22 protein-coding genes, 2 tRNA genes and 1 pseudogene are annotated in these 21,465 nt (G+C 43.3%); 14 read left to right on the top strand and 11 right to left on the bottom strand.

Annotation, left to right across the window (positions count from 1 at the left end; all coding sequences use genetic code 11):
- Nucleotide 1: 1 nt before the first annotated feature.
- Nucleotides 2-673 carry a response regulator transcription factor gene (locus FTV31_RS09110; protein ID WP_004809319.1) on the top strand — a complete coding sequence of 224 codons (672 nt, stop codon included), beginning with the start codon at nucleotides 2-4 and terminating at the stop codon, nucleotides 671-673.
- A 6-nt stretch (nucleotides 674-679) separates the two neighbouring features.
- Nucleotides 680-1,999 carry an ATP-binding protein gene (locus tag FTV31_RS09105; protein WP_163142346.1) on the top strand — a complete coding sequence of 440 codons (1,320 nt, stop codon included), beginning with the start codon at nucleotides 680-682 and terminating at the stop codon, nucleotides 1,997-1,999.
- A 25-nt stretch (nucleotides 2,000-2,024) separates the two neighbouring features.
- Here FTV31_RS09105 and FTV31_RS09100 read toward each other — a convergent pair whose 3' ends face one another.
- The 5 genes from FTV31_RS09100 to FTV31_RS09080 all read right to left on the bottom strand — a co-directional run bounded on the left by FTV31_RS09100 (nucleotide 2,025) and on the right by FTV31_RS09080 (nucleotide 3,876).
- On the bottom strand, nucleotides 2,025-2,732 hold the full coding sequence (locus tag FTV31_RS09100) for a phosphatase PAP2 family protein (protein WP_180014389.1): 708 nt from the start codon (nucleotides 2,730-2,732) through the stop codon (nucleotides 2,025-2,027).
- A 39-nt stretch (nucleotides 2,733-2,771) separates the two neighbouring features.
- Nucleotides 2,772-3,158: a diacylglycerol kinase gene (locus FTV31_RS09095; protein WP_180014387.1), complete on the bottom strand. Its 387-nt coding sequence runs from the start codon at nucleotides 3,156-3,158 to the stop codon at nucleotides 2,772-2,774.
- Nucleotides 3,159-3,361: 203 nt separating this feature from the next.
- Nucleotides 3,362-3,586, bottom strand: coding sequence for a helix-turn-helix transcriptional regulator (locus FTV31_RS09090; RefSeq protein ID WP_180014448.1), 225 nt, complete (start codon nucleotides 3,584-3,586; stop codon nucleotides 3,362-3,364).
- 93 nt (nucleotides 3,587-3,679) lie between these two features.
- Nucleotides 3,680-3,755: transfer RNA gene (locus tag FTV31_RS09085), tRNA-Gly, on the bottom strand.
- A gap of 45 nt (nucleotides 3,756-3,800) precedes the next feature.
- A tRNA-Gly gene (locus tag FTV31_RS09080) sits at nucleotides 3,801-3,876 on the bottom strand.
- A gap of 230 nt (nucleotides 3,877-4,106) precedes the next feature.
- On the opposite strand from FTV31_RS09080, the gene FTV31_RS09075 reads away from it, so the two are divergent.
- The 5 genes from FTV31_RS09075 (at nucleotide 4,107) to FTV31_RS09055 (ending at nucleotide 6,909) form a co-directional block, all read left to right on the top strand.
- Nucleotides 4,107-4,415 (top strand): BolA family transcriptional regulator, encoded by a 309-nt coding sequence (locus tag FTV31_RS09075; RefSeq protein WP_004780643.1) that lies wholly within the window; start codon nucleotides 4,107-4,109, stop codon nucleotides 4,413-4,415.
- Between the two features lie 9 nt (nucleotides 4,416-4,424).
- Entirely contained in the window at nucleotides 4,425-4,817 is a 393-nt protein-coding gene (locus FTV31_RS09070; protein ID WP_180014385.1) for a SirB2 family protein, read from the top strand.
- A 61-nt stretch (nucleotides 4,818-4,878) separates the two neighbouring features.
- Entirely contained in the window at nucleotides 4,879-5,715 is an 837-nt protein-coding gene (locus FTV31_RS09065; protein ID WP_180014383.1) for a ParA family protein, read from the top strand.
- A gap of 13 nt (nucleotides 5,716-5,728) precedes the next feature.
- On the top strand, nucleotides 5,729-6,121 hold the full coding sequence (locus FTV31_RS09060) for a hypothetical protein (protein WP_004780647.1): 393 nt from the start codon (nucleotides 5,729-5,731) through the stop codon (nucleotides 6,119-6,121).
- A 194-nt stretch (nucleotides 6,122-6,315) separates the two neighbouring features.
- Nucleotides 6,316-6,909, top strand: a complete 594-nt coding sequence (locus tag FTV31_RS09055) for a threonine transporter RhtB (protein WP_180014381.1) — start codon at nucleotides 6,316-6,318, stop codon at nucleotides 6,907-6,909.
- Nucleotides 6,910-6,934: 25 nt separating this feature from the next.
- Here FTV31_RS09055 and FTV31_RS09050 read toward each other — a convergent pair whose 3' ends face one another.
- Complete coding sequence (locus FTV31_RS09050) at nucleotides 6,935-7,573, bottom strand: DedA family protein (RefSeq protein ID WP_034704672.1); 639 nt, start codon at nucleotides 7,571-7,573, stop codon at nucleotides 6,935-6,937.
- 482 nt (nucleotides 7,574-8,055) lie between these two features.
- Between FTV31_RS09050 and guaA the strand changes: the two genes are divergently transcribed.
- Both guaA and FTV31_RS09040 read left to right on the top strand, forming a co-directional pair.
- Complete coding sequence (gene guaA / locus FTV31_RS09045) at nucleotides 8,056-9,624, top strand: glutamine-hydrolyzing GMP synthase (protein ID WP_005233328.1); 1,569 nt, start codon at nucleotides 8,056-8,058, stop codon at nucleotides 9,622-9,624.
- A gap of 93 nt (nucleotides 9,625-9,717) precedes the next feature.
- A pseudogene (locus tag FTV31_RS09040) lies at nucleotides 9,718-10,648 on the top strand (restriction endonuclease).
- 51 nt (nucleotides 10,649-10,699) lie between these two features.
- Here FTV31_RS09040 and FTV31_RS09035 read toward each other — a convergent pair.
- Complete coding sequence (locus FTV31_RS09035; RefSeq protein WP_180014379.1) at nucleotides 10,700-11,923, bottom strand: GGDEF domain-containing protein; 1,224 nt, start codon at nucleotides 11,921-11,923, stop codon at nucleotides 10,700-10,702.
- 159 nt (nucleotides 11,924-12,082) lie between these two features.
- Nucleotides 12,083-13,435: a GGDEF domain-containing protein gene (locus tag FTV31_RS09030; protein ID WP_180014377.1), complete on the bottom strand. Its 1,353-nt coding sequence runs from the start codon at nucleotides 13,433-13,435 to the stop codon at nucleotides 12,083-12,085.
- A gap of 495 nt (nucleotides 13,436-13,930) precedes the next feature.
- Between FTV31_RS09030 and FTV31_RS09025 the strand changes: the two genes are divergently transcribed.
- From FTV31_RS09025 to FTV31_RS09015, 3 genes are all read left to right on the top strand, one after another.
- Nucleotides 13,931-14,878, top strand: a complete 948-nt coding sequence (locus tag FTV31_RS09025; protein WP_180014374.1) for a pirin family protein — start codon at nucleotides 13,931-13,933, stop codon at nucleotides 14,876-14,878.
- A gap of 34 nt (nucleotides 14,879-14,912) precedes the next feature.
- Nucleotides 14,913-15,311: an OsmC family protein gene (locus tag FTV31_RS09020; RefSeq protein ID WP_180014372.1), complete on the top strand. Its 399-nt coding sequence runs from the start codon at nucleotides 14,913-14,915 to the stop codon at nucleotides 15,309-15,311.
- Between the two features lie 120 nt (nucleotides 15,312-15,431).
- Nucleotides 15,432-16,082, top strand: coding sequence for a glutathione S-transferase (locus FTV31_RS09015; protein WP_034703785.1), 651 nt, complete (start codon nucleotides 15,432-15,434; stop codon nucleotides 16,080-16,082).
- Between the two features lie 52 nt (nucleotides 16,083-16,134).
- Here FTV31_RS09015 and phoR read toward each other — a convergent pair whose 3' ends face one another.
- From phoR to FTV31_RS09000, 3 genes are all read right to left on the bottom strand, one after another.
- Nucleotides 16,135-17,493: a phosphate regulon sensor histidine kinase PhoR gene (phoR, locus tag FTV31_RS09010; RefSeq protein ID WP_179992734.1), complete on the bottom strand. Its 1,359-nt coding sequence runs from the start codon at nucleotides 17,491-17,493 to the stop codon at nucleotides 16,135-16,137.
- A gap of 24 nt (nucleotides 17,494-17,517) precedes the next feature.
- The gene (gene phoB, locus FTV31_RS09005) at nucleotides 17,518-18,228 is read right to left on the bottom strand and encodes a phosphate regulon transcriptional regulator PhoB (protein WP_180014370.1); all 711 of its coding nucleotides are present in this window, start codon (nucleotides 18,226-18,228) and stop codon (nucleotides 17,518-17,520) included.
- 221 nt (nucleotides 18,229-18,449) lie between these two features.
- Nucleotides 18,450-19,142 (bottom strand): TetR/AcrR family transcriptional regulator, encoded by a 693-nt coding sequence (locus FTV31_RS09000; protein WP_180014368.1) that lies wholly within the window; start codon nucleotides 19,140-19,142, stop codon nucleotides 18,450-18,452.
- A 219-nt stretch (nucleotides 19,143-19,361) separates the two neighbouring features.
- Between FTV31_RS09000 and FTV31_RS08995 the strand changes: the two genes are divergently transcribed.
- Nucleotides 19,362-20,210, top strand: a complete 849-nt coding sequence (locus FTV31_RS08995) for an SDR family oxidoreductase (protein WP_180014366.1) — start codon at nucleotides 19,362-19,364, stop codon at nucleotides 20,208-20,210.
- Nucleotides 20,211-20,395: 185 nt separating this feature from the next.
- Complete coding sequence (locus FTV31_RS08990) at nucleotides 20,396-21,337, top strand: TauD/TfdA family dioxygenase (RefSeq protein ID WP_180014364.1); 942 nt, start codon at nucleotides 20,396-20,398, stop codon at nucleotides 21,335-21,337.
- Nucleotides 21,338-21,465: the final 128 nt, after the last annotated feature.

The following is a 21,465-nucleotide window of genomic DNA, read 5'->3' as shown; positions in this document are numbered from 1 at the left end:
AATGCATAAAATTCTGATTATTGAAGACGACTTTATGATTGCCGAGTCGACTGAAACCTTGCTCAAGCTGCATCAATTTGATGTGCATTGGGTCAACAATGGCCTGGATGGCTTAAAGCAGTTACAACAGCAGGCCTATGATATTGTCCTGTTGGATCTGGGCCTGCCGATGATGGATGGCATGCAGGTACTTAAACATATCCGGCAGAAGTTCCCCAATTTGCCGGTGCTGATTATCTCCGCCCGGGATCAGTTACAGAACCGAGTCGATGGACTGAATCAGGGGGCAGATGATTACTTGATTAAACCCTATGAATTTGATGAACTGCTGGCCCGTATTCATGCTTTGATCCGACGCAGTAGTCCCAAGAATACCGGGTCAGAGAGCCATAAAAAGTTATCACATAGCGGTCTGGAACTGGATCTGGAGCAGCACATCGCATGCTTTAACAGTCAGCCGATCGAGTTGTCTAATCGGGAATGGTCCATTCTCACTGCATTACTCACTCATCCCAGCAAAATTTTTTCTAAAAATGATCTAGAAGACAAGCTTTATGACTTCGATAGTGATGTCAGCAGTAATACCGTTGAAGTTTATGTGCATCATCTGCGGGCGAAATTAGGTAAAGACTTTATCCGTACCATACGTGGTCTAGGATATCGCTTAGGATAGAGCCTTATGCAGAAACGTTATTCTTTGCAAAAACGCCTGATTATCTACATTTCGTTGTTTAGCCTGGTACTGGGCTGCATCCTGATTTTCGCTGCCTACCGGATTGCCCTCGAAGAAATTAATGAAGTGCTGGATAAACAGATGCAAAGTCTGGCCGAGCGCATTGCGGAAAATCATCCACGACCGCTACAAAGTCAAATCGATCTAGAAAAACAGTACAGTGAAGAAGATTTATTTGTAGATATCTGGTCCTATGCAAATACAGCTACTCCCTTGCATCCACAGAATGTGCTGGTTGCACCGGTCAAGAAAGCAGGTTTTTACAAGCATCAAACGCCGTATGGAACCTGGCTCACCTATATCATTCCAAGTGACCAGTTGCAGATTCAGGTGAGTCAGCAGCAAAATGTCCGGCAGGAGCTGGCGCTGGAACTGGCCGGCAATATGTTTCTGCCTTATGTGCTTTTCTTGCCTTTTGCTGTGTTTGGTTTAGGCTGGATGATCCGGAAAAATTTTCAGCCTTTGCATGATTTTAAAACGGAACTGGCCAGCCGTAAGGCGCAAGAATTAAAGCCGATTGAAATGAAGGATTATCCCCTGGAGCTGGAACCGACTATTCAGGAAATGAATCATCTGTTTGGTCGAATTTCCCTGGCTCAACAGGAACAACGTCAATTTGTCGCGGATTCTGCCCATGAATTACGCACGCCACTGACCGCACTCAACTTGCAGCTGCAAATTTTATTGCAGCAGTTTCCGCAGAGCGACTCGCTTCATAATCTGAGTCAGGGCGTTTTACGCATGCAGCATCTGGTCAACCAGTTATTGAGTCTGGCCAAACAGGATGCCTCCGACAGCTTAATCGAGCCTGCACAAATGCTTTCGCTCAATCAGATGACCGTGGCCTGCCTTGAGCAGCTGATTCAGCTGGCCTTACAGAAAGAAATTGATCTGGGCGTAGAACAGCAACAGGAATTGCGAATTCAAGGACAAGCTTCGACCTTGCACTCGATTATTTATAATTTAATTGATAACGCGATTAAATACAGTCCGAAAGGCGGCGTGATTAATGTATCGATTTTTCAGCAAGGCCAGCAGGCAGTTTTACAGATTGAAGATAGTGGAGCCGGGATTGATCCTACTCAATTCGCCCAGATCCGGCAGCGTTTCTACCGGATTCATAACCATGCCGAAATTGGTAGCGGTTTAGGTTTGTCAATTGTAGATAAAGCCACCGAGCGCTTGGGCGGCACGCTGGAATTTTCGCAAAGTAGCAGTCTTGGCGGCCTGTGTGTACAAGTTAAATTTCCTGTAGTCGAAGCCTAAGTGGATAGGCTTTGGTTTTTAGGCATTAAGGCTGTCTGATGTTCATGTGCATGGGATGATTTGCCAGTGGCAGTTTGTGGCTAAACAGTGTATAGCCAATGACATTCATGCACCAGATCATCCAGCCAGTCCACAGGTTATGACTCAGAAAATGCGCACCGCGTATCATTTGTGCCCAGCCCATGGCGAAGCCTAAAATCAGTGCCGCGATAAGGAAAAAATAAGCCCGCTTGCGGTTAGCAATCCGATAGACAAAATAACCAGCCATTAAGGCAAAACCGCTGGATGCATGTCCTCCGGGAAAACAGTGTCCGGCAGTAGCACTCAAATCCCACAAAATCCCGTTATGGGTAGGTATGGTCATATCCCAGGGACAAGCATGGGCCGACTGAGATTTTAAAATTCCGATCGAGGCCGTGGTCAGCACCACCATGCTAAAGAAATAGCCAAATTCCCAGCGCCGCGTATGCCAGTTCTGCCATTTTAGTGATGCCAACCAGGCCAGTAATAATGTGATATACACCAGAATCAGCAGATTTTTGACATAGCGATGATTGAGCTCGGCCAGTGCCCAGTGTTGCCGCAGGGGAAATTGTCCCTGATCATCAATGAACGGATAGATCAGCTGTAAATCAATCGTTCCACCTACATCAAAAAAATTCCAGAGCATCAGAAAACTGAAAATCAGCAGCAATATTTGTGTCAGTAAAAACCGGGAATGCTCGGATATCATTTTAAATCTTCCATTTTTCTTGCTGTAGCAGGCGAGGGATCAAATCAAGTAACCCGCTAAAATAAGACCCCAGGTCACGGTAATTAAACTGAGTGCTACAAACTGGGCAGCGCTGCCCATATCCTTGGCATTTTTAGACAGTTCATGTTGCTCCATGGAGATACGGTCTACCACCGCCTCAATCGCCGAGTTAAGCAGTTCAACGATTAGCGCCAACAGACACACGGCCATCATCAGTGCTTGCTCAACCCGGCTCACCGGCATGACAAAGCTCAGAGGAATCAAAATCAGATTGATGAGCAGGATTTGCCTGAAGGCCGCTTCATTTTGAAAGGCTGTTTTAAAGCCGGCCACGGAATAACGGGTAGCATTGAAAATACGTTGTATTCCGGAAGTGCCTTTATAGAGTGAACGATCAGGGGACATAGAAATGATTCAGTTAAGACGAAATTTGATTAATTTAAGTTCTTAACCTTAAAACTCTCTTAAAAATGGATGTCGATTTGATCCGCATTTATCTAATCAGATTTATGATCTAGATGTGTATTTCAATCAGCTTTCATATAAAAAAATTAATTTGAATGGATTGGGGAGAATTCACCTTTTGAATGTTTGTGTAAAAAAGCTGTTTATTTATCATATTCTGAAAATATTTCTTCAATTTCATCCCACTGTGGCAATTTACAATTTTTTTTATTCACTTCGAATTGTAAACCAACACCATCAAGCACACGTTCAAATATGTCAAATGAACCTGTAAAACGGCCATTTTCCATCTCTGAAATTGTTGTTTTATTGACTTTAGTTTTTTCTGCAAGACTTTTCTGTGTGTTTACATTAAGAATATTTTCTATTGAATTGAATTACAAAGGAAGGGGGAATTTTAAAAAATATAATAAAATCAACAAGAAAAAAGCCCCAATCTTTCGATCAGGGCTTTTTGAATCTGGAGCGGGAAACGAGACTCGAACTCGCGACCCCAACCTTGGCAAGGTTGTGCTCTACCAACTGAGCTATTCCCGCAGGGTCGATCGATTTTTTACTTTAAAAAATGAACAAAAAAGAATTTGGAGCGGGAAACGAGACTCGAACTCGCGACCCCAACCTTGGCAAGGTTGTGCTCTACCAACTGAGCTATTCCCGCATGCCGTGTATAATACAGCATGCAAAAACAGGGTCAATAACTTTATGAAAAATCTTGTGTCGATTGCATAAAATAAAAGCAATATTCTCTGTGCTTCCAGACAATTAGACAAAATTTATGCAAAATTTAATGAAATCTCGGCACAATCAAATAATTGCAGACATTTCTTGCACCGAAATAGCGGATAGAACAGGGTATACTGGACCCATATCTTGAATCGGAGTCAGGCCATGAGCTTAGAACAACAACTGAAAGACCGTTTGGCACAATTGTCACCTACCTATCTGGAAGTCGTGAATGAATCTTCAGGTCATGGTGGGTATTTTCCAGGTAAGGAATCGCATTTTAAGGCGGTGATTGTCAGTGAAGCCTTTGCCGGCCTGCGTGCGGTACAACGCCATCAAAAGGTCTATGCTGCGGCAGGTGATTTGCTGTCTAAAGACAAAATTCATGCCTTGGCAATTCATGCTTTCTTGCCTGAAGAGTGGACAGGACAGGATACGTCTAGTCCGGAATGTGCACATGCACCAAAAAACTAAGAGGACTTTATGGATACCCAGCTTTTAGTCAAGATTATTCATATGTCTGCGGCAGGACTGGCTATTGTGGCCATTCTTGCACGTGCTCTTACCCTGTTTGTGGGAACACAGGGCAATCAGCCAAATCCGAAAGCGCGTGTATTTCTGGTCGCTTTGCAGCATCTGGTCATTAGCGTGATTGCCTTAACTGGGGTTATTGCCCTGTTTTTAAAGAATTTTGATGTACAGCCTTGGTTTTATGCCAAAATCATTTTATTCCTGGTGCTGATTTCATCCTTGGGTAAAGCCTATAAAAAAGATGATTCAATCCTGCTGGTACAACGCCGTGCTGGCTTATTTATTGCTGTGGTTTCACTTATTGCGATTATGGTATTAGTCATGATCAAGCCGAATTTTGGCTAAATTATTCATCAGTCAATGAACTCAAACATACTGATCATTAGAAAAATAAAGAGGGGTGTTTATGCATACTCGTGTGGTATTTAATCAGAAAGGTGGGGTAGGGAAATCGAGTATTGCAGTCAATCTGGCTGCAATCAGTGCGCATCAAGGGCTTAAAACCCTGTTAATCGATCTTGATCCGCAGGCAAACTCCAGCCAGTATTTACTAGGGGATGAGGCAACTTATTCGAGTGACAAGCCGGCGCTAGAACCGAATATTGAAAACTATTTTGAAGATGTATTGGGGAACCAGCAGAGCAAAAGTTTAATTGGTAATGCGATTGGCTCAATTCTCAAGACACGGACTAAAGGGTTGGAAAGTTATCTGCATCAATCACCTTTTAAAAATCTGGATGTCATTCCGGCGAGTCCGAGTTTGGGCACGTTGGCCCATGCACTGGAATCCAAGCATAAGATTTATAAGCTGCGCGATGCCTTGCAACCACTTGCTGAGCATTATGACCGGGTGTTTATCGATACTCCGCCGGCATTTAATTTCTTTACGCTTTCAGCACTGATTGCTGCAGACCGTGTCCTGATTCCGTTTGACTGTGATGTGTTTTCTAAACGGGCTTTGCAAACCCTGATTGAGAATGTCATCGAAACTCAGGATGATCATAATGAGCGTCTGGAAATTGAAGGCATCGTGGTCAACCAGTTTCAGGCTCAGGCAAAACTGCCACGTGAAGTGGTACAGCAACTGAAAGATGAAGGTCTTCCGGTGCTAAACAGCATGTTGCCGCCTTCGGTGCTGATGAAAGAGTCACATCAAAAAAATCAGCCATTAATTCACTTGGCAACTGATCATAAATTGACTCAGGCCTATCAATCATTGTTCAATGAGATAGAGCAGCATTAAGATCGAGTTAACTATGAAACTTGTGAAAATAAGCCTGGCAATCAGCATACTTAGCTTGCTGAGTGCCTGTGCAACGACGGTCAAACCGACCTATGTTTCACCGACCCATTATCAGACCCTCAACTGTCAGCAGCTTCAGGGTGAATACAACCGTATTCAGCAATATCTTGATAATGGTGTTGAGCCGCCTAAACGTACAGGTGTCGGCGTAGGGGTAGGCGTTGGTGGTGGCTGGGGCAGCCGCGGCGGCTGGGGCATTGGTCCGAGTGTATCAGTGAATATGGGGCAGTCTTCCAATACCAAACGCACTGAAACGGCACGTCTACTGGGTGAACAGGAAGCTATTGTACAAGCTGCAAAATTTAAAGCTTGCCCAATTGTTGTCCGTCAAAACACCAATAAATAGCCCTCTAAACATCAAAAAAATGCTGACTTTACGTCGGCATTTTTTCTATCTTAAAAGTGATTGGTCAAGTGACAGAGTTCACAGTATTTGCCAAAAAAAATGACCGATGCGCATAAAATTTTGAAAGATCTCGTCTTGTGATCAGAACACGAGATTGGTTAAGGTAATCACCTTGTCTGATATGTTTAACCACCATGATTGAAAACTGGTTCTTTGTTTTTGCAACAATAGCAGTGCTGATGATCCCTGGACCTGCCAATGCATTGGTGGCCAGTTCTGCCTATCAGCAGGGAACAGCCAAAACTAGTCTGTATATTCCCGTCATTTTGGTGGGGTATTTATATGCGATCAATGGGTGGGCTCTGCTGGTTTATCTGTTTTCACCAATCTGGCCGAGTTTTCAGGAACTGGTGCATGTGCTGAGTGCAATCGGTGTGGGCTGGATGACCTTCCATTTATTCAAGGCACGGCAACTGGAACAATATAATCAGAGTCATCCTCAAATCCGTCCCTGGCAGATGTTTAAGGGAACCTTGAAAAATCCCAAAGCAGCACTTCTGGCGACCGGAATCTTGCCGCTCTCTACCTGGGAAAGTCCGAGTAACTTTGTTCTGATTTTTGCCATTTTTACTGGGATTGCCTTACTTGTTGCGTTGTTCTGGATGATCTTCGGACAGGCGATTCTGGCGGGAGAGTCGGCAAAAAGAAAAGCCGACCTGATTTATAAAGGGTCGGCTCTGTTTTTACTGCTTTGTCTGGTGCCCTTGCTGATCAATTGGCTGGAGTAAATGTTCACTCAACAGCTCTAGGCTTCTAGGCAATTTTATTTTTCTTGAGTTTCTGCTGAATAAAGCCAATTACACCTGGCATGACACTTAAAATAATGATGCCGAAAATCAGATGAGTGAAATTATCTTTGACGATTGGCATATTGCCGAACAGATAACCCAAAATCACAAATGAACTGATCCAGAGAAAGCCACCGATCATATTGTAGGTCAGGAAATATTTATAATTCATACTTCCCGCACCGGCAACAAAAGGTGCAAAGGTACGTGCGAAAGGAATGAAACGGGCAAAAATAATGGTTTTACCGCCGTGTTTCACAAAGAACTGCTGGGTAGCAAGCAAATGCTTTTTATTAATAAAACGTGATTCAATCTCAAATACACGTGGCCCAATATATTTACCAATATGATAATTCAAGGTGTCGCCCAGCACTGCCGCAGTGAACAGTAGGGGAATCAGTACCCATGGATCCATAGCACCCGTTGAAGCCGCCAGCGCACCTGATGCAAATAACAGGCTGTCTCCCGGCAGGAACGGCATCACCACTAGTCCCGTTTCAACAAAAATAATCAGGAAAAGAATGCCATAAATCCAGATGCCGTAATTGGTAATGAATTCGAGCAGGTGATCATCAACGTGGAGGATAAAATCAAGCAGTTCCATAGGGAAAAAACAAGCGAAAAGGTGATCAAATCCTAACAGTCTGGGGCATGAAAGTCAGTACCGAAAAGGAAAATAATTGCCCGCTTATCCCTGATGGGTGAATTAAAAATTTATCTTACAAACTAGCGGTGAATTCCTGCGAAAACAGGCTTAGCATGAAAACGTCATTAAAATAAAAATCAAAAGGTGGCTCCCATGTTTAACCCTAAACGCCATCCCAGTGAAGACCGTAATAGAGGTAAGCGAAATAAACTTTCAATAGCAACTTAACTGGCCGGTCTTAAAATATTGAAATCCAAATAGCGTAAATATATTGAATTCTGGGGAGAGAAGGGAAAGTTCTCCTGCTGAATCGAAAGCTTAATTCTATTTAAAAAAATAAACTGCTTAATTATTATGCTGATGGGAATAGGGTGCTTAAGCCTAATAAAAATGCTAGAATACGGCGCTTATCTTTCGTTTGCCTTTCATAGTTGTTTGTCATGACTACCAATACTCAAATTACTGAAGATCGTATCCTGATTCTGGATTTCGGTTCTCAATATAGTCAGCTCATCGCACGTCGTGTCCGTGAAGCTGGTGTATATTCTGAAATGTATGCCTATGACATGTCTGAAGAAGACATTCGCGCATTTAATCCAAACGGTATCATCTTGTCTGGTGGACCTGAAAGTGTTCACCTGGAAGGCAGCCCGCGTGCGCCGCAAGTGGTATTTGAGTTAGGTGTACCTGTACTGGGTATCTGTTATGGCTTGCAAACCATGTGTGAACAGCTTGGCGGTAAAGTTGAGCCAGGTACTGTACATGAGTTCGGTTATGCAGAAGTGGATATCGTGGTACGTGACCAGCTGATTGGTCAGCTGCAAGACCGTGAAAACCAGCTGCATGTCTGGATGAGTCATGGTGACAAGGTTGCACGTATTCCAGAAGGCTTCCAGGTGACTGCAAGCACGCCAAGCTGCCCGATTGCCATGGTGTCTGATGAAACTCGCCGTTTCTATGGGATCCAGTTCCACCCTGAAGTGACACATACTTCGAAAGGTGCAGAATTACTGTCTAACTTCGTACACCAGATTTGTGGTTGTCGTGGTCTGTGGACACCAGAACATATTATTGACCTGCGTGTAGAACAGCTTCGTGAACAGATTGGCAATGAAAAAGTATTGTTAGGTCTTTCAGGTGGTGTGGATTCATCAGTTGTAGCGGCACTTCTACACAAGGCAATTGGTGATCAGTTGACTTGTGTATTTGTAGACAACGGTCTGCTTCGTTTGAACGAAGGCGATCAAGTGATGCAAATGTTTGCAGACAACATGGGGATCCGTGTGATCCGTGCTGATGCTGAAGACCGTTTCCTTTCTGCATTGGCTGGCGAAGTTGATCCAGAGAAAAAACGTAAAATCATCGGTCGTGAATTCATCGAAGTTTTTGCTGAAGAAGCACGTAAGCTCGATGGCGTAACCTTCCTTGCACAAGGTACGATTTATCCAGACGTGATTGAATCTGCTGCTAGCAAACAAGGCAAGGCACATGTCATCAAGTCGCACCATAACGTAGGTGGCTTGCCGGAAGATTTGGCATTTGACCTGGTTGAACCATTACGTGACCTGTTTAAAGATGAAGTACGTAAATTGGGTACAACTCTAGGCTTGCCACACAGCATGATCTATCGTCATCCGTTCCCAGGTCCAGGCCTTGGTGTTCGTATTCTGGGTGAAGTGAAAAAAGAATATGCTGATATTCTTCGCCTTGCTGATGACATCTTCATGCAAGAACTTCGCGCAAGCGGCTGGTACGACAAAACTGCTCAAGCTTTTGCCGTATTCCAACCAGTGAAATCTGTGGGTGTAGTCGGTGATGGCCGTCGTTATGCATGGGTAATTGCACTTCGTGCAGTTGAAACCATCGACTTTATGACAGCGCGTTTTGCACATCTTCCATATGACCTGGTAGACCGTATTTCTACACGTATCATGAACGAAATTGCTGAAGTTTCTCGTGTGGTATATGACGTTTCATCTAAGCCACCAGCAACAATTGAATGGGAGTAATTTTCTAACGAAAATTACCTATAAAAAAGAGCGCTTAGGCGCTCTTTTTTTCATTTATACTCAAGAAAAATTAATTCTTAAGCTAAAAAATATATGTCATTACCTACTTATGATCAATTAATGCTGCCTTTGATGAAATTATTATCAGAAATAGAAGGGCCAATTAAAATTTCAGATGCCGCCAATATCCTAGCTGAGCGTTCTGGCTTACCTGAAGAAGATCTAAATAAGGTACTACCAAGTGGTAAAAATATATTTAAAGATCGAGTTGCTTGGGCAAAGACATACTTAGTCAAAGCAGGTTTAATTCATCAACCAAAACGAGCATATTGTGAAATTAGCGATTTAGGAAGAAAAATTGATTTAAAAAACTTAGAAGCAATAACTAATGAATTTTTAGCACAGTTTGATGGATTTATAGATTTTAAATTTGGAAAGAAAAACGAAGAGGGATTAGAGGTCGAAATTTTAAAAAATTTTGAAAACTCAAATAAATTACAAGAAACACAAACACCTGAAGAAACAATTCAGACTACGACTGAATTATTAAGGTTCAATTTGAAAAGTGATTTACTTCAAATGGTAAAGGAAAAGTCTCCTTCATTTTTTGAGAGACTTGTTGTAGATCTGCTTGTTGCTATGGGCTACGGTGGTTCACATCAAGATGCAGCCCAAGCAATTGGTAAAACCAACGATGGTGGAATTGATGGAGTCATCAGTGAAGACCGATTAGGGTTAGATAAAATTTATATTCAAGCAAAACGTTGGGAAAATACAGTAGGACGTCCTGATATTCAGCAGTTTAAAGGGGCTTTAGGATCAGGTTGCCAAGAAAGGCGTATTTATTACTACTTCTAATTTTAGTAAAGAGGCAATTGAATCCGCAAAGAAGTCGGGAATTGTATTAATTGATGGTGATAAGTTAACGTCTTTAATGATTGAATTTGGTTTAGGCGTACAAATAGAACGCAGTTTTCATATCTATAAAATTGATCAAGATCGTTTTGATGAAGATAATTTTTAACTCATAAAAAGAGCGCTTCGGCGCTCTTTTTTTATTATCTTTCAAATGAATTTAAGCCGGTTTAACCTGCCAGTTTTGAAGCTCTCCAAGCAAGCTCTGATCCAGTTCAGGGTCATAACATTCCACTCTGTTCCGACCATTGGCTTTAGCCTGATACAGGGCAATATCAGCCTGTTTAATCAGCGCCATTAAATCCGTTTCACTGCTTTCCAGAATGGCCGCACCAATTAAAACGGTGAAATCAAGACGATGCCCATGTTCCAGATTGACCACAATATTTTCGATTTTGTGTCTTAAACGCTCGGCAATTTTGAGTGCATCATCTAGTGAAGTTTCAGGCAGGCATGCGATAAATTCTTCACCCCCATACCGTGCCAGCACATCATGGCGCCGCATTTCATTACGTGTGGTCTGCGCAATCATCTGGAGTACCTGATCTCCAACATCATGCCAATAACGGTCATTGATCTGCTTAAAATGATCGACATCAAAGACCAGCAAACTGATTGGAGCAGGCTGTTTAAGATTGTTTTGGATCAGCTGTTGCACCAGATATTCAAAACAGCGTCTATTATTCAGGCCTGTCAGCGAGTCAGTATGAGCGAGATTTTCAAAAGTCTGACGATGATATTCATTCAGGGTATATTGCAGGAATACCAAACGAGATTTTAGTGTAGAACTCCAGCTGATATATAAACTGAAGGTCAATACCGGCATATAGATCAGGGAAAACAAGAACATCTGATACAGATCAGCTTGGGTATTGAAATACACACCAATATAAATCACCAGTGTAATCAGACCGGAATTAATTAGGCTAGGCCAGAAGCGAATCTGCACACATAGATTGGCCAGGACAATAAAGACCAGTGAAGCATATTGATAAATGAGCGTATGCGGACTTTCAGACTGATTCAGATTAAAAAACCAGATTGCACTTGCTCCGATAATCGAGGTCGGCAACAGCAGGTCAAATACAGGCAAATTCCGGTAAAAATGATACATCCAGATTGTTATCAGCACGATCACCAAGGTATAGCCTAGCTTGGTCAGGATGAGCAAATTCATAATGTCATTCAGTACCAGAATATCGGCAAGGGTGTAGGAGGCATATGCCACCTGTGCAAATAGATTCACCTGTAAAAGATATTTTAAAGTGAGCTGTTTCTGATGGTTAAAGTAGGCAGGTTTTAAAGACCCAGGAATACGAACGAGAGGATCTTGAAGGGCATCCTGAAGCAGGAAGCGAGCTTCTTCTTCATATTTATCTGGCATATCGCCTTCCCACATTAAATCCAAAGAAATGAATAAGATGAATATTTATATTTGTATGAAAAATATTCTATTCTTTTAGGGATTATTTGAAAAGCATCACAAACAGATTTAGGCCTAATTCTTAAATTCTTGTCTAACAATCTTGGTTTTGCTATCAGGTTACAAAGTAGACCAAGACTGTTTCGCTTTATGATGAGCGCCAGACTGCTCCTGTTTATTTAACGGTTTAAATACATTCCAGGGATTTGGAGAGAGCGGTTTAGTCGGTTGCAGCATATTGGGATGATAGACCCTAATCCGGTTTCTTCCCGCTTTCTTAGCTTCATAAAGCGCAATATCCGCATGTTTAATCAGGTCTTCAAGTTCCTGTTGCGGAGATTCAAGTTCAGCAATACCGATAGAAATCGTGAACTGGATTTTCTGGTCAGAATTGATATGCATCGCCTGCTTTTGAATCGAGCAGCGAATTCGTTCCGCAATCATCAGGCAGTCCTGTAGCTGGGTATCTTCCAGCAAAGCAATAAATTCTTCTCCACCAAAACGTGCCAGTACATCGCTAGAGCGCATTTCTTTACGGGTAATTTCAGCAATCAGTTGTAGCACCCGGTCACCCACATCATGGCCATAGTTGTCATTGATTCTCTTGAAATAATCAACATCAAACATCAATAGGCAGGTGCTGGCAGGCTTTGGCCATTGATGGATTGAACGTTCCGCCATATCCACAAAATGACGACGGTTAAATAACTGCGTCAGATCATCAGTATGGGCAAGATTCTTTAAGGTTTGATAATTCCATTCATCCAGTAAAGTGCGTAGAAAAGAACGCCGTATGTTGATGATATTATTCCAGTTGATATAAATACTAAACGCCCAGAGCGGCGTGAAAACAACAATGAAAATAAAGGCCTGCGATAGACTCATGAGATGGGTTACCCCAATCATTATAAACAGGGCGATAAAAATAGAACAATACAACGCCCCCTTAAACTCGGTCTGTACACAGAGATTGGTAATTAAAACAAAGATCGCAGAGGCATAGATATAAGTTGACACATGCGGGCTACTCGACAGCAGGAGCAGGCCAATCCAGGTCGCTGCAGCCACAGTCGTGCCCACAGGCAAAATCATGTCCAGAACCCGGATATTCTTTTGATGCTTAAACAGGTAATAGCAGCAAAACATGACAGCAATGACCAGTGATACCCGGATCAGGCCAGACAGGAAAAACATGTCAGGAATAATAAAAATATCGGCAAAGAAATACAGCAAAAAGGCGATCTGCGCCATGTAATTAATCTGGCGAAGATTTTGATGACGATGCACATAAAGATAATTATAAAAGTACTGCTGGAATTGCGCAGGAATAGGTGCACCGCGATGTACAAGCGCATCTTCAATTAACTGGCGATTTTGCAGATCACATTCGGCCAACTTTAATGATCTATCCGTGGTCGAGTTTTGAAAAGACATATTCGCCGTTGAATATATATTTTCATTCGAGGATGACATGTCCTGATCCAATCTTATTTTTATTGGGCCCTATTATGAACCAAATGAATAAAAAACAATCTCCCTAGAATCAGGGGGTAGCACGATTTTTAAAAAGAAAACGTAACAAAATTTTTGTTTTGTAAATATGAAGCTATACGGATCACATTTTTATAGATTGCTGATTTTAATCATTTATATCAATAAAAACAGGCGTTTCACGTGAAACATGAGTATGATGAATAAGTTGATTTAAACGAACTGATGTAAGGTGCTTGAATGATTATATGATTCATCACCAAGATCTTGATTACAGGATTTGAAAGACTGAAGCCTTTAAGCATTTGAACTGTTCTGATGAGTAGCACATTTTATACGTATCGAAATATTTCCAAAGATAGATTTTATGGGTAGACGCGGTACATTGTTGTATGAGGTAGACATCTTGTGATGGTCAGGGAAAGATGTCTTGATTCAGCATATAGCCAGAATGAACTTGCCGAGGTCAGCTCAACCATGTCGAATAATAATGATATTGAACTGTCAAATTCAGATGATTGTGAAAAGTATATTAATCAGTTCATACAGGAAGTTCCTTTACGGCGTGCGGAAATCGGGCAGGGAACAGTCATTAAACGGGCCTTGCCGAGTCGGCATAAACGCATGATTGGCGCCTGGTGTTTTCTGGATCATGCCGGCCCCACTCAGTTTCCTCAGGGAGATGGCCTGGATATCGGACCGCATCCGCATATTGGCCTGCAAACTTTTACCTGGATGATTGAAGGCACCATGATGCACAGTGACAGCCTGGGTAACCGGCAATTGATCCGGCCGAAACAGGTCAATCTGATGACTTCAGGCTATGGCATTTCGCATACAGAGGTTTCACCGGAAACTGAAACCAAGATGCATGCAGCACAGCTCTGGATCGCCCTACCTGATGACAAGATCAATATGGCTCCGGCGTTTGATCATTATCCGGAATTACCCGTGATCGAAGAACACGGCATTCAATGTACGGTCCTGGTCGGAGAATTCCTAAATACACAATCCCCGGTTAAAGTGCATACCGAACTCTTGGGTGTGGATCTGTTTGCTGCTGAAAGTACCCGTGCCCATTTGAGTTTAGATCCAAGATTTGAATATGGCTTTATGGCCCTTGAGGGTCTGGCAAGTATTAATGGGCATGAACTGACTGAAGATAATATGGTGATTCTTGAGCCGGGATTACAGTATGTAGATGTCGAAATTCATGCGGGTGGGCGAATCTTGCTGATTGGTGGAGAGCCATTTGAAAGCCCTATTTTATTGTGGTGGAATCTGGTTGGTCGTGATGTGGAAGAACTGAAGCTGGCCCGTGAACAGTGGATGATGGGGCACCCGCGTTTTGGCACCATTCCAAGCTATGATGGGCCGCGTATGGAAGCACCAGTATTTCCGGAACATATGCGTGCTTCTCGATAAATCTTTCATATAACTATAAGAACAAAGGATCAGTATGGCCCGTATCGCACTTGCCAAAATACAGAGCTTAACCATACCGTGGCAGGGAGAAATCAGTCATGGTCAGCATCATTATCTAACCGATAAACCGGAATCCTTCGGTGGGCAGGATGCAGGTCCTGCACCTTATGATCTGCTTTTAGGCAGTCTGATCTCTTGCACCATGATTACTTTGCGCATGTATGCCAAACATAAGGACATTGAACTGGGCGACTTTCAGGTTGAAGCAGAATTCTTTGCCAATAAAGAAGGACAGGAATGGATTGAACGACGCTTAAGTTTCAATATTACTCATGATTCGGCTTTGCAGCAGAAAATTCTGGAGATTTGTGCCAAAACTCCGGTGACCAAAACCCTGTTACGCAGTCTGGAGATTCGGACCAGCCTGATTTAAGCTAAAAGAGGGTACGCTATATCCGGTAGGGAAAATGTAAGTAGACTGATAAACTCTTTAGTTAGAGCCAGACTTTTTGCTATGCTCACGCAGTAATAACAATAAAATCATGAGTCTAATATGCGTGTTTTACATCATCTCGAACAATCAAGATCATTTCGAATCATGTGGGCCTTGGAAGAGCTGGAGCTTGATTATAAGATCAAGTATTACAAACGCCTGCCAAACTATTCTGCTCCGCCTTCTTTGAAACAGGTTCATCCTCTGGGTAAAGCCCCGATTCTGGAAGATCAAAATCTGGTACTGGCTGAGTCTGCCGCCATTCTGGAGTATCTCCAAGAAACTTATGATTCGACCCATCAGTTTCAACCGATCAGTGCTGAGAACAAGGCGCAATACCGCTACTGGATGCATTATGCAGAAGGGTCTTTGATGCCTTTACTGGTCATGCAGCTGGTGATGACTAAAGTTCCTGAGCAAGTGCCATTTCTGGTACGTCCCGTGGCTAAAACAATTTGTGAAGGGGTGAAGAAGCAGTTTGTGCAAAGCCGTTTAAAAGACCATATCCAGTTTCTGGAAGATCATTTAAGCCAGCATGAATATTTTGCCGGTCGTTTCAGTTTTGCGGATATCCAGATGAGCTTTCCGCTTGAAGCCATGCAAAGCCGTACCGGTAAAAGCTATCCGGCGATTCAGGCCTATCTGGAACGGATCTCGCATCGTGCGGCTTATTTCCGGGCCTTATCCAAGGAGCAGGCATTAAAGTCTTAAAGCCTTCGCTAAAAAAGAAAAGGTGCGATTTGCACCTTTTTTTATTTTTGAATCAGTCTGGGAAACTGAGACGTTCTTTAGGGAAAATCACCTTAAAGGTGGATCCCTGATTTTCATGGGAATCAATTTCGAGCTGGGCCTGATGTTGCATCAGTACATGCTTCACAATTGCCAGACCCAGGCCTGTGCCACCAGTACGGCGGCTACGGTCAGAATCGACTCGGTAGAAACGTTCTGTCAGACGTGGCAAGTGTTTAGGATCAATCCCAATCCCGGTATCTTCTACGACAAAATAGGCCGATTCACCATCATCATGCCAGCCCATGGTCACGGTTCCACCTTTAGGCGTGTACTTGATGGCATTGGTAATCAGGTTACTGAAGGCACTGGCAATTTCCATATCTGAGCCGATCAGGTCACAGTGACTATCAATATCCAGATTTAGGGTATGGCCATAATCCACGTTATAGGCTTGTGCATCATCAAACAGCTGGTTCATCAGATTAGGCATGTCAATAATCTGGTTCTTGGCAATATTCTTGTCATTTTCCAGACGGGATAGCAGCAACAGGTCATTGACCAGTGCATTCATGCGACGGGTCTGTGATTGCATCTGGTCAAAGGCGCGTTTCCAACGCGGGCTAATATCTTCCTGATCGGTAAAGGTTTCGATATAGCCGCTGAGCACAGTTAAAGGTGTACGCAGTTCGTGCGAAATATTATCGACGAAGTCCTTACGCATCTGTTCCAGATTATGCATTCGGGTCACATCATAGGCGACCAGCAAACGACTTTCACCGCCAAAACGGGTCATTTTGATTTGCACATAATGATCTTCGAATATCGAAGACTTCATTTTAAGGCCATCAGGTGCATCATCAATATGATGATAGTAATCAATGAAATTTGGCTGACGTAACAAACTCAGGATATTACGGCCGCGATCTTCCTGACCAATCCCTAATAAGCGTTCTGCAGCTGGATTCCACCATTCAATCTGCTGGTTTTCATCAATCAGTACCACGGCTTCTTGTAGGGCGACTAGCGAGGATTGTGCACGGTCAATCAGCTCGACCATTTCAGCCTGAACAACACGTTCCTGACGCTGGGCCCGATAGACATTGAACAGTAAAGCACCCCAGATCCCGTTAATATTTGGCGGTACATCATAGGGACGGTTCGAGATCCATTCATTGACCAGGTAGAGTGAACGCAACTGTGTGCCAAAGAAGGCAACAAAGGCCAGAACGATACAGATCCAGAAATAACCGATGCCTAGACCAATACAACTGGCAATCACCAGGAAGAGAAGAAGGAGACGTAAATCTTGCTTGGCAAAATCCCATAGGCTGCTGTAACGGAGTCTTTTGTGCTCATGTGACAGTTCGGGAACAGGATAGGGCTCATACATAAAACAAGATTTACCTAAAAACAATTAACCCAGTGCAACATCGGTACGGGTCGAGAAACGGTAACCGGTGCCACGCACAGTTTGTACATAGCGGTCAGCGCCATAAGGTTCAAGCACCTTGCGCAGACGACGGATATGCACATCAATGGTCCGGTCTTCAATATAGACGTTGCCACCCCAAACCTGATCCAGCAACTGCGCACGGGTATAAGCACGTTCCGGATGGGTCATGAAAAATGCCAAGAGACGATATTCAGTGGGTCCCATGTCCAGTATAGTACTGCCAAAATTCACACGCTTACTGACTGGGTCTAATACCAATCCATTAGCATCAATGGATTTTTCACCACTGAGGGCATTGGAGCGACGTAAAACAGCTTTAATACGTGAAACCAGCTCACGGGTCGAAAACGGCTTAGTCATATAGTCATCGGCACCGGCGTCCAGTCCCTGAACTTTATGATCTTCTTCACCACGCGCAGTCAGCATGATGACCGGAATTTCGGACAGGTTTTCATCACGTTTCAGACGACGACATAGATCGACACCACTGACGCCACCCGGCATCATCCAGTCCAGCAAAATCAATGCTGGACGCTGGTCCACAATCATTTGATGAGCCTGCTTGGCATCTTCTGCCTGTAAACATTGAAAGCCCGCCATATCTAGAGCAGTATGGATCATTTCACGAATCGGCAGTTCGTCATCAACAATTAGAATGTAGTCATCTTTCACAGCGCAATACCCTATTTCATGCAAACGGTGGACCGTTTTATATTTATGACAGGCTTATTACAAAGATTAATTATGACAGTATCATTGCAGAATAGGTAGCTCCGGGGCCTTTCGCAAAGATTTGTCACAATTTAAGCTGTTATTTTATAAGAGGGTCTTAATTCAAAATCTTGTAGATCACTGAGAGCTAGATCTATACAGACCTCATCATTATTTAAAAATTATCTAATCGGATCCGCAGGTTTTTCTGTACCCAAAGTATCTAATAAAGCAAAGAACACCAGACTACAGGAAGACAGAATTTCTTCCAGTGACTGTTTAAAGCCGCTCATGACCCAGCGAATCGCAATCTGGGTGACATAACCATTGAGTCCGGTCGAGACCAGAGAAATCTCTCTTTCAGAACGATTCAGGTTCGGCATCATCAGCATGACAAAGGCCTGAATCATACGGTCGAAACGGCCCATGGTTTCATGAATCGTGGCCTGATTATGCAGTTCCTGAACCAGCATCGCATCGATATAAATAATTCGTGCCATACCCGGATTGTCACGTAAGGTCGTTAGCAAGGCAGTCAGACCGGCTTCGATCATTTTCTTTGGATCAGAAGAGGCTTGCATCATGGCCTGCATGACATTCTGCTGTAACTGGTCAATCAGCTTGAGGAAAATAGTCTGGAACAGATGTTCGCTTTTCTTAAAGGATTCATAAAAATAACGTTCAGTCAGTTTGGCCTCGTTACAGATATCCTTCACTGTGACTGAAAAGAAACCATGACGACCATAAGCCTCAATCCCAGCCTCAATCAGCTTTTCACGACGCGCCTGCTGACGCTCAGCCATGGAAAGTCCTTTAAACTGGCGTTCCTTACTTTTACTTGCTAGTTTTTGTCCTGAATTTACTGCATCCGTCATAAAGACCATAGACTCATGTGCTTGAGATTTTAAGTATCTTATCAATAAATCCGGCTTTGACCTATGCTGAAATTCAAGCCTGAAAATTGGCCCGTAGAGACATGCTGGAATTATTGACAATAAGGATTGTCAAAACTATATTGAAAAGATGTGCTGTATCCCTATGCGACAGAAAAACAGGCTGTCATGGAAGGGCAGTGTTTTAATCAAGGAAATTCAATGAAAAATTTTAATAATAAAGTCGCGGCCATTACTGGTGCAGGTTCAGGTATCGGCCAGCAACTTGCGGTGCTTTTAGCAAAGCAGGGCTGTCATTTAGCACTCAGTGATGTGAATGAACAGGGTTTGGCTAAAACCGTTGAGCTGCTGAAAGGTACTGATGTTCGTGTCACAACCAAAAAGGTCAATGTGGCTAATCTGGAAGAAATGCACGCTTGGGCCACTGAGGTCGAGAAAGATCATGGCAGCGTGAATATGATCTTTAACAATGCTGGTGTTGCCCTTGGTTCTACCGTAGAAGGCGCCAGCTATGAAGAGCTGGAATGGATCGTCGGGATTAACTTTTGGGGCGTAGTTTATGGCACCAAAGAGTTTCTACCTTTAATCAAGAAAACTGGTGATGGTCATGTCATCAATATTTCCAGCCTGTTCGGTTTAACTGCCCAGCCAACCCAGTCTGCTTATAATGCCACTAAATTTGCCGTGCGTGGCTTTACCGAATCCTTGCGTCAGGAGCTGGATATGGAAAACTGCGGCGTAAGCGCACTCTGTGTACACCCAGGCGGAATCCGCACCAATATCGCTATTGCAGCGAAAATGAATGACAGTATTCGTAGTCTGGGAATGCATCCGGAAAAATCTGCACAGAATTTCAATAAGCTGCTGCGTTGCCCACCGGAAGAAGCAGCGCGTCAAATTCTGGAAGCGGTACAAAAAGACAAACGCCGTTTGCTAATTGGAAATGATGCCAAAGCGATTGATTTAATTCAGCGCCTTATGCCAACTGGCTATCAGAAAGTCACGGCTTTAGCTACCCGACTTGGCAAGCAGAAGAAAAAGTCAGCTTAAAACACCCTGATCAAAGCCCGCATAAGCGGGTTTTTTTATGCCTGAAAACTTAAGCAGCTAAAGTATTTTATAAATCAAAAATGGTGCATAAGAATGTCAATAAATTGACAGCGTTAGATAAGCCGATTCGGCATGATGATTTCACAGACCGAAGGTCGACATAATTATAGATAGAGGAAATGATCATGGCTTATGAATACAAACACATCCAGGTACAACCAATTGGTGGCCGTATTGGCGCTGAAATCCAGGGCGTAACACTGTCAGCGGATTTGGCTGATGAAGTGGTGAATGAAATCAATCAGGCATTATTGCAGCATAAAGCGATCTTCTTTAAAGATCAGCAACATCTGGATGATGTCGCCCAAGAAGCCTTTGCAGCGCGTTTAGGCACACCGTTGAATCACCCGACTGTACCGGTAAAAGATGGCTCTGCACATATTCTGGAAATTGATTCACGTGGTGCACGTGCAGACAGCTGGCATACGGACATCAGCTTTATTGATGCCTATCCAAAAGCTTCTATCCTGCGTAGCGTGGTTGCGCCTGCAGTAGGTGGCAATACCGTATGGGCAAATACAACCGCTGCCTACAATGATTTGCCTGAAGAATTAAAAACATTGGCAGACAGCTTGCGTGCCATTCACAGCAACAACTTTGACTATGCTGCAAAAGTCAGTGTTCCAAAAGAAGCTTTGGAAAAATATAAAAATTATTTCAATTCAACTGAATATGAAACTGAACATCCATTGGTACGCGTTCATCCTGAAACAGGTGAAAAAACCTTGTTATTGGGCCACTTCTTTAAGAGTTTCGTCGGTTATAGCTCAAGTGAATCACGCCGTTTATTCGACCTGTTCCAAAGTTATGTAGAGAAGCTGGAAAATATTGTGAGCTGGCGCTGGAGTGCAGGTGATGTGGCGATCTGGGACAACCGTGCAACGCAACACCGAGCGATTAATGACTATGGTGACCAGCACCGTGTAGTGCGCCGTGTGACTTTAGAGGGTGATGTGCCAGTAGGTGTGGATGGCCGTCCAAGCCGTGAACTGCGTAAAGACGTCAAGCAGGACATTAGCAACTTCCGCTATAACAGCGAAGACGGTATTTATGAAAAAGTTTCATAAGTAACCCGAATCGCGGATAAAAAATTGACTTGAAAAATAAGAGGACTAGAGCCATCAGTTGAGTTACCACACCAAACTCACAACTCTAGTCCTGATGTTCAATAGTACCGAATTATTCTGCGTAATTG

Source organism: Acinetobacter sp. YH16031 (assembly GCF_013417335.1).
Taxonomy (GTDB): domain Bacteria; phylum Pseudomonadota; class Gammaproteobacteria; order Pseudomonadales; family Moraxellaceae; genus Acinetobacter.
Note: the sequence above shows the minus strand (reverse complement) of the source record. Positions and strands in the feature narration are given on the sequence as shown.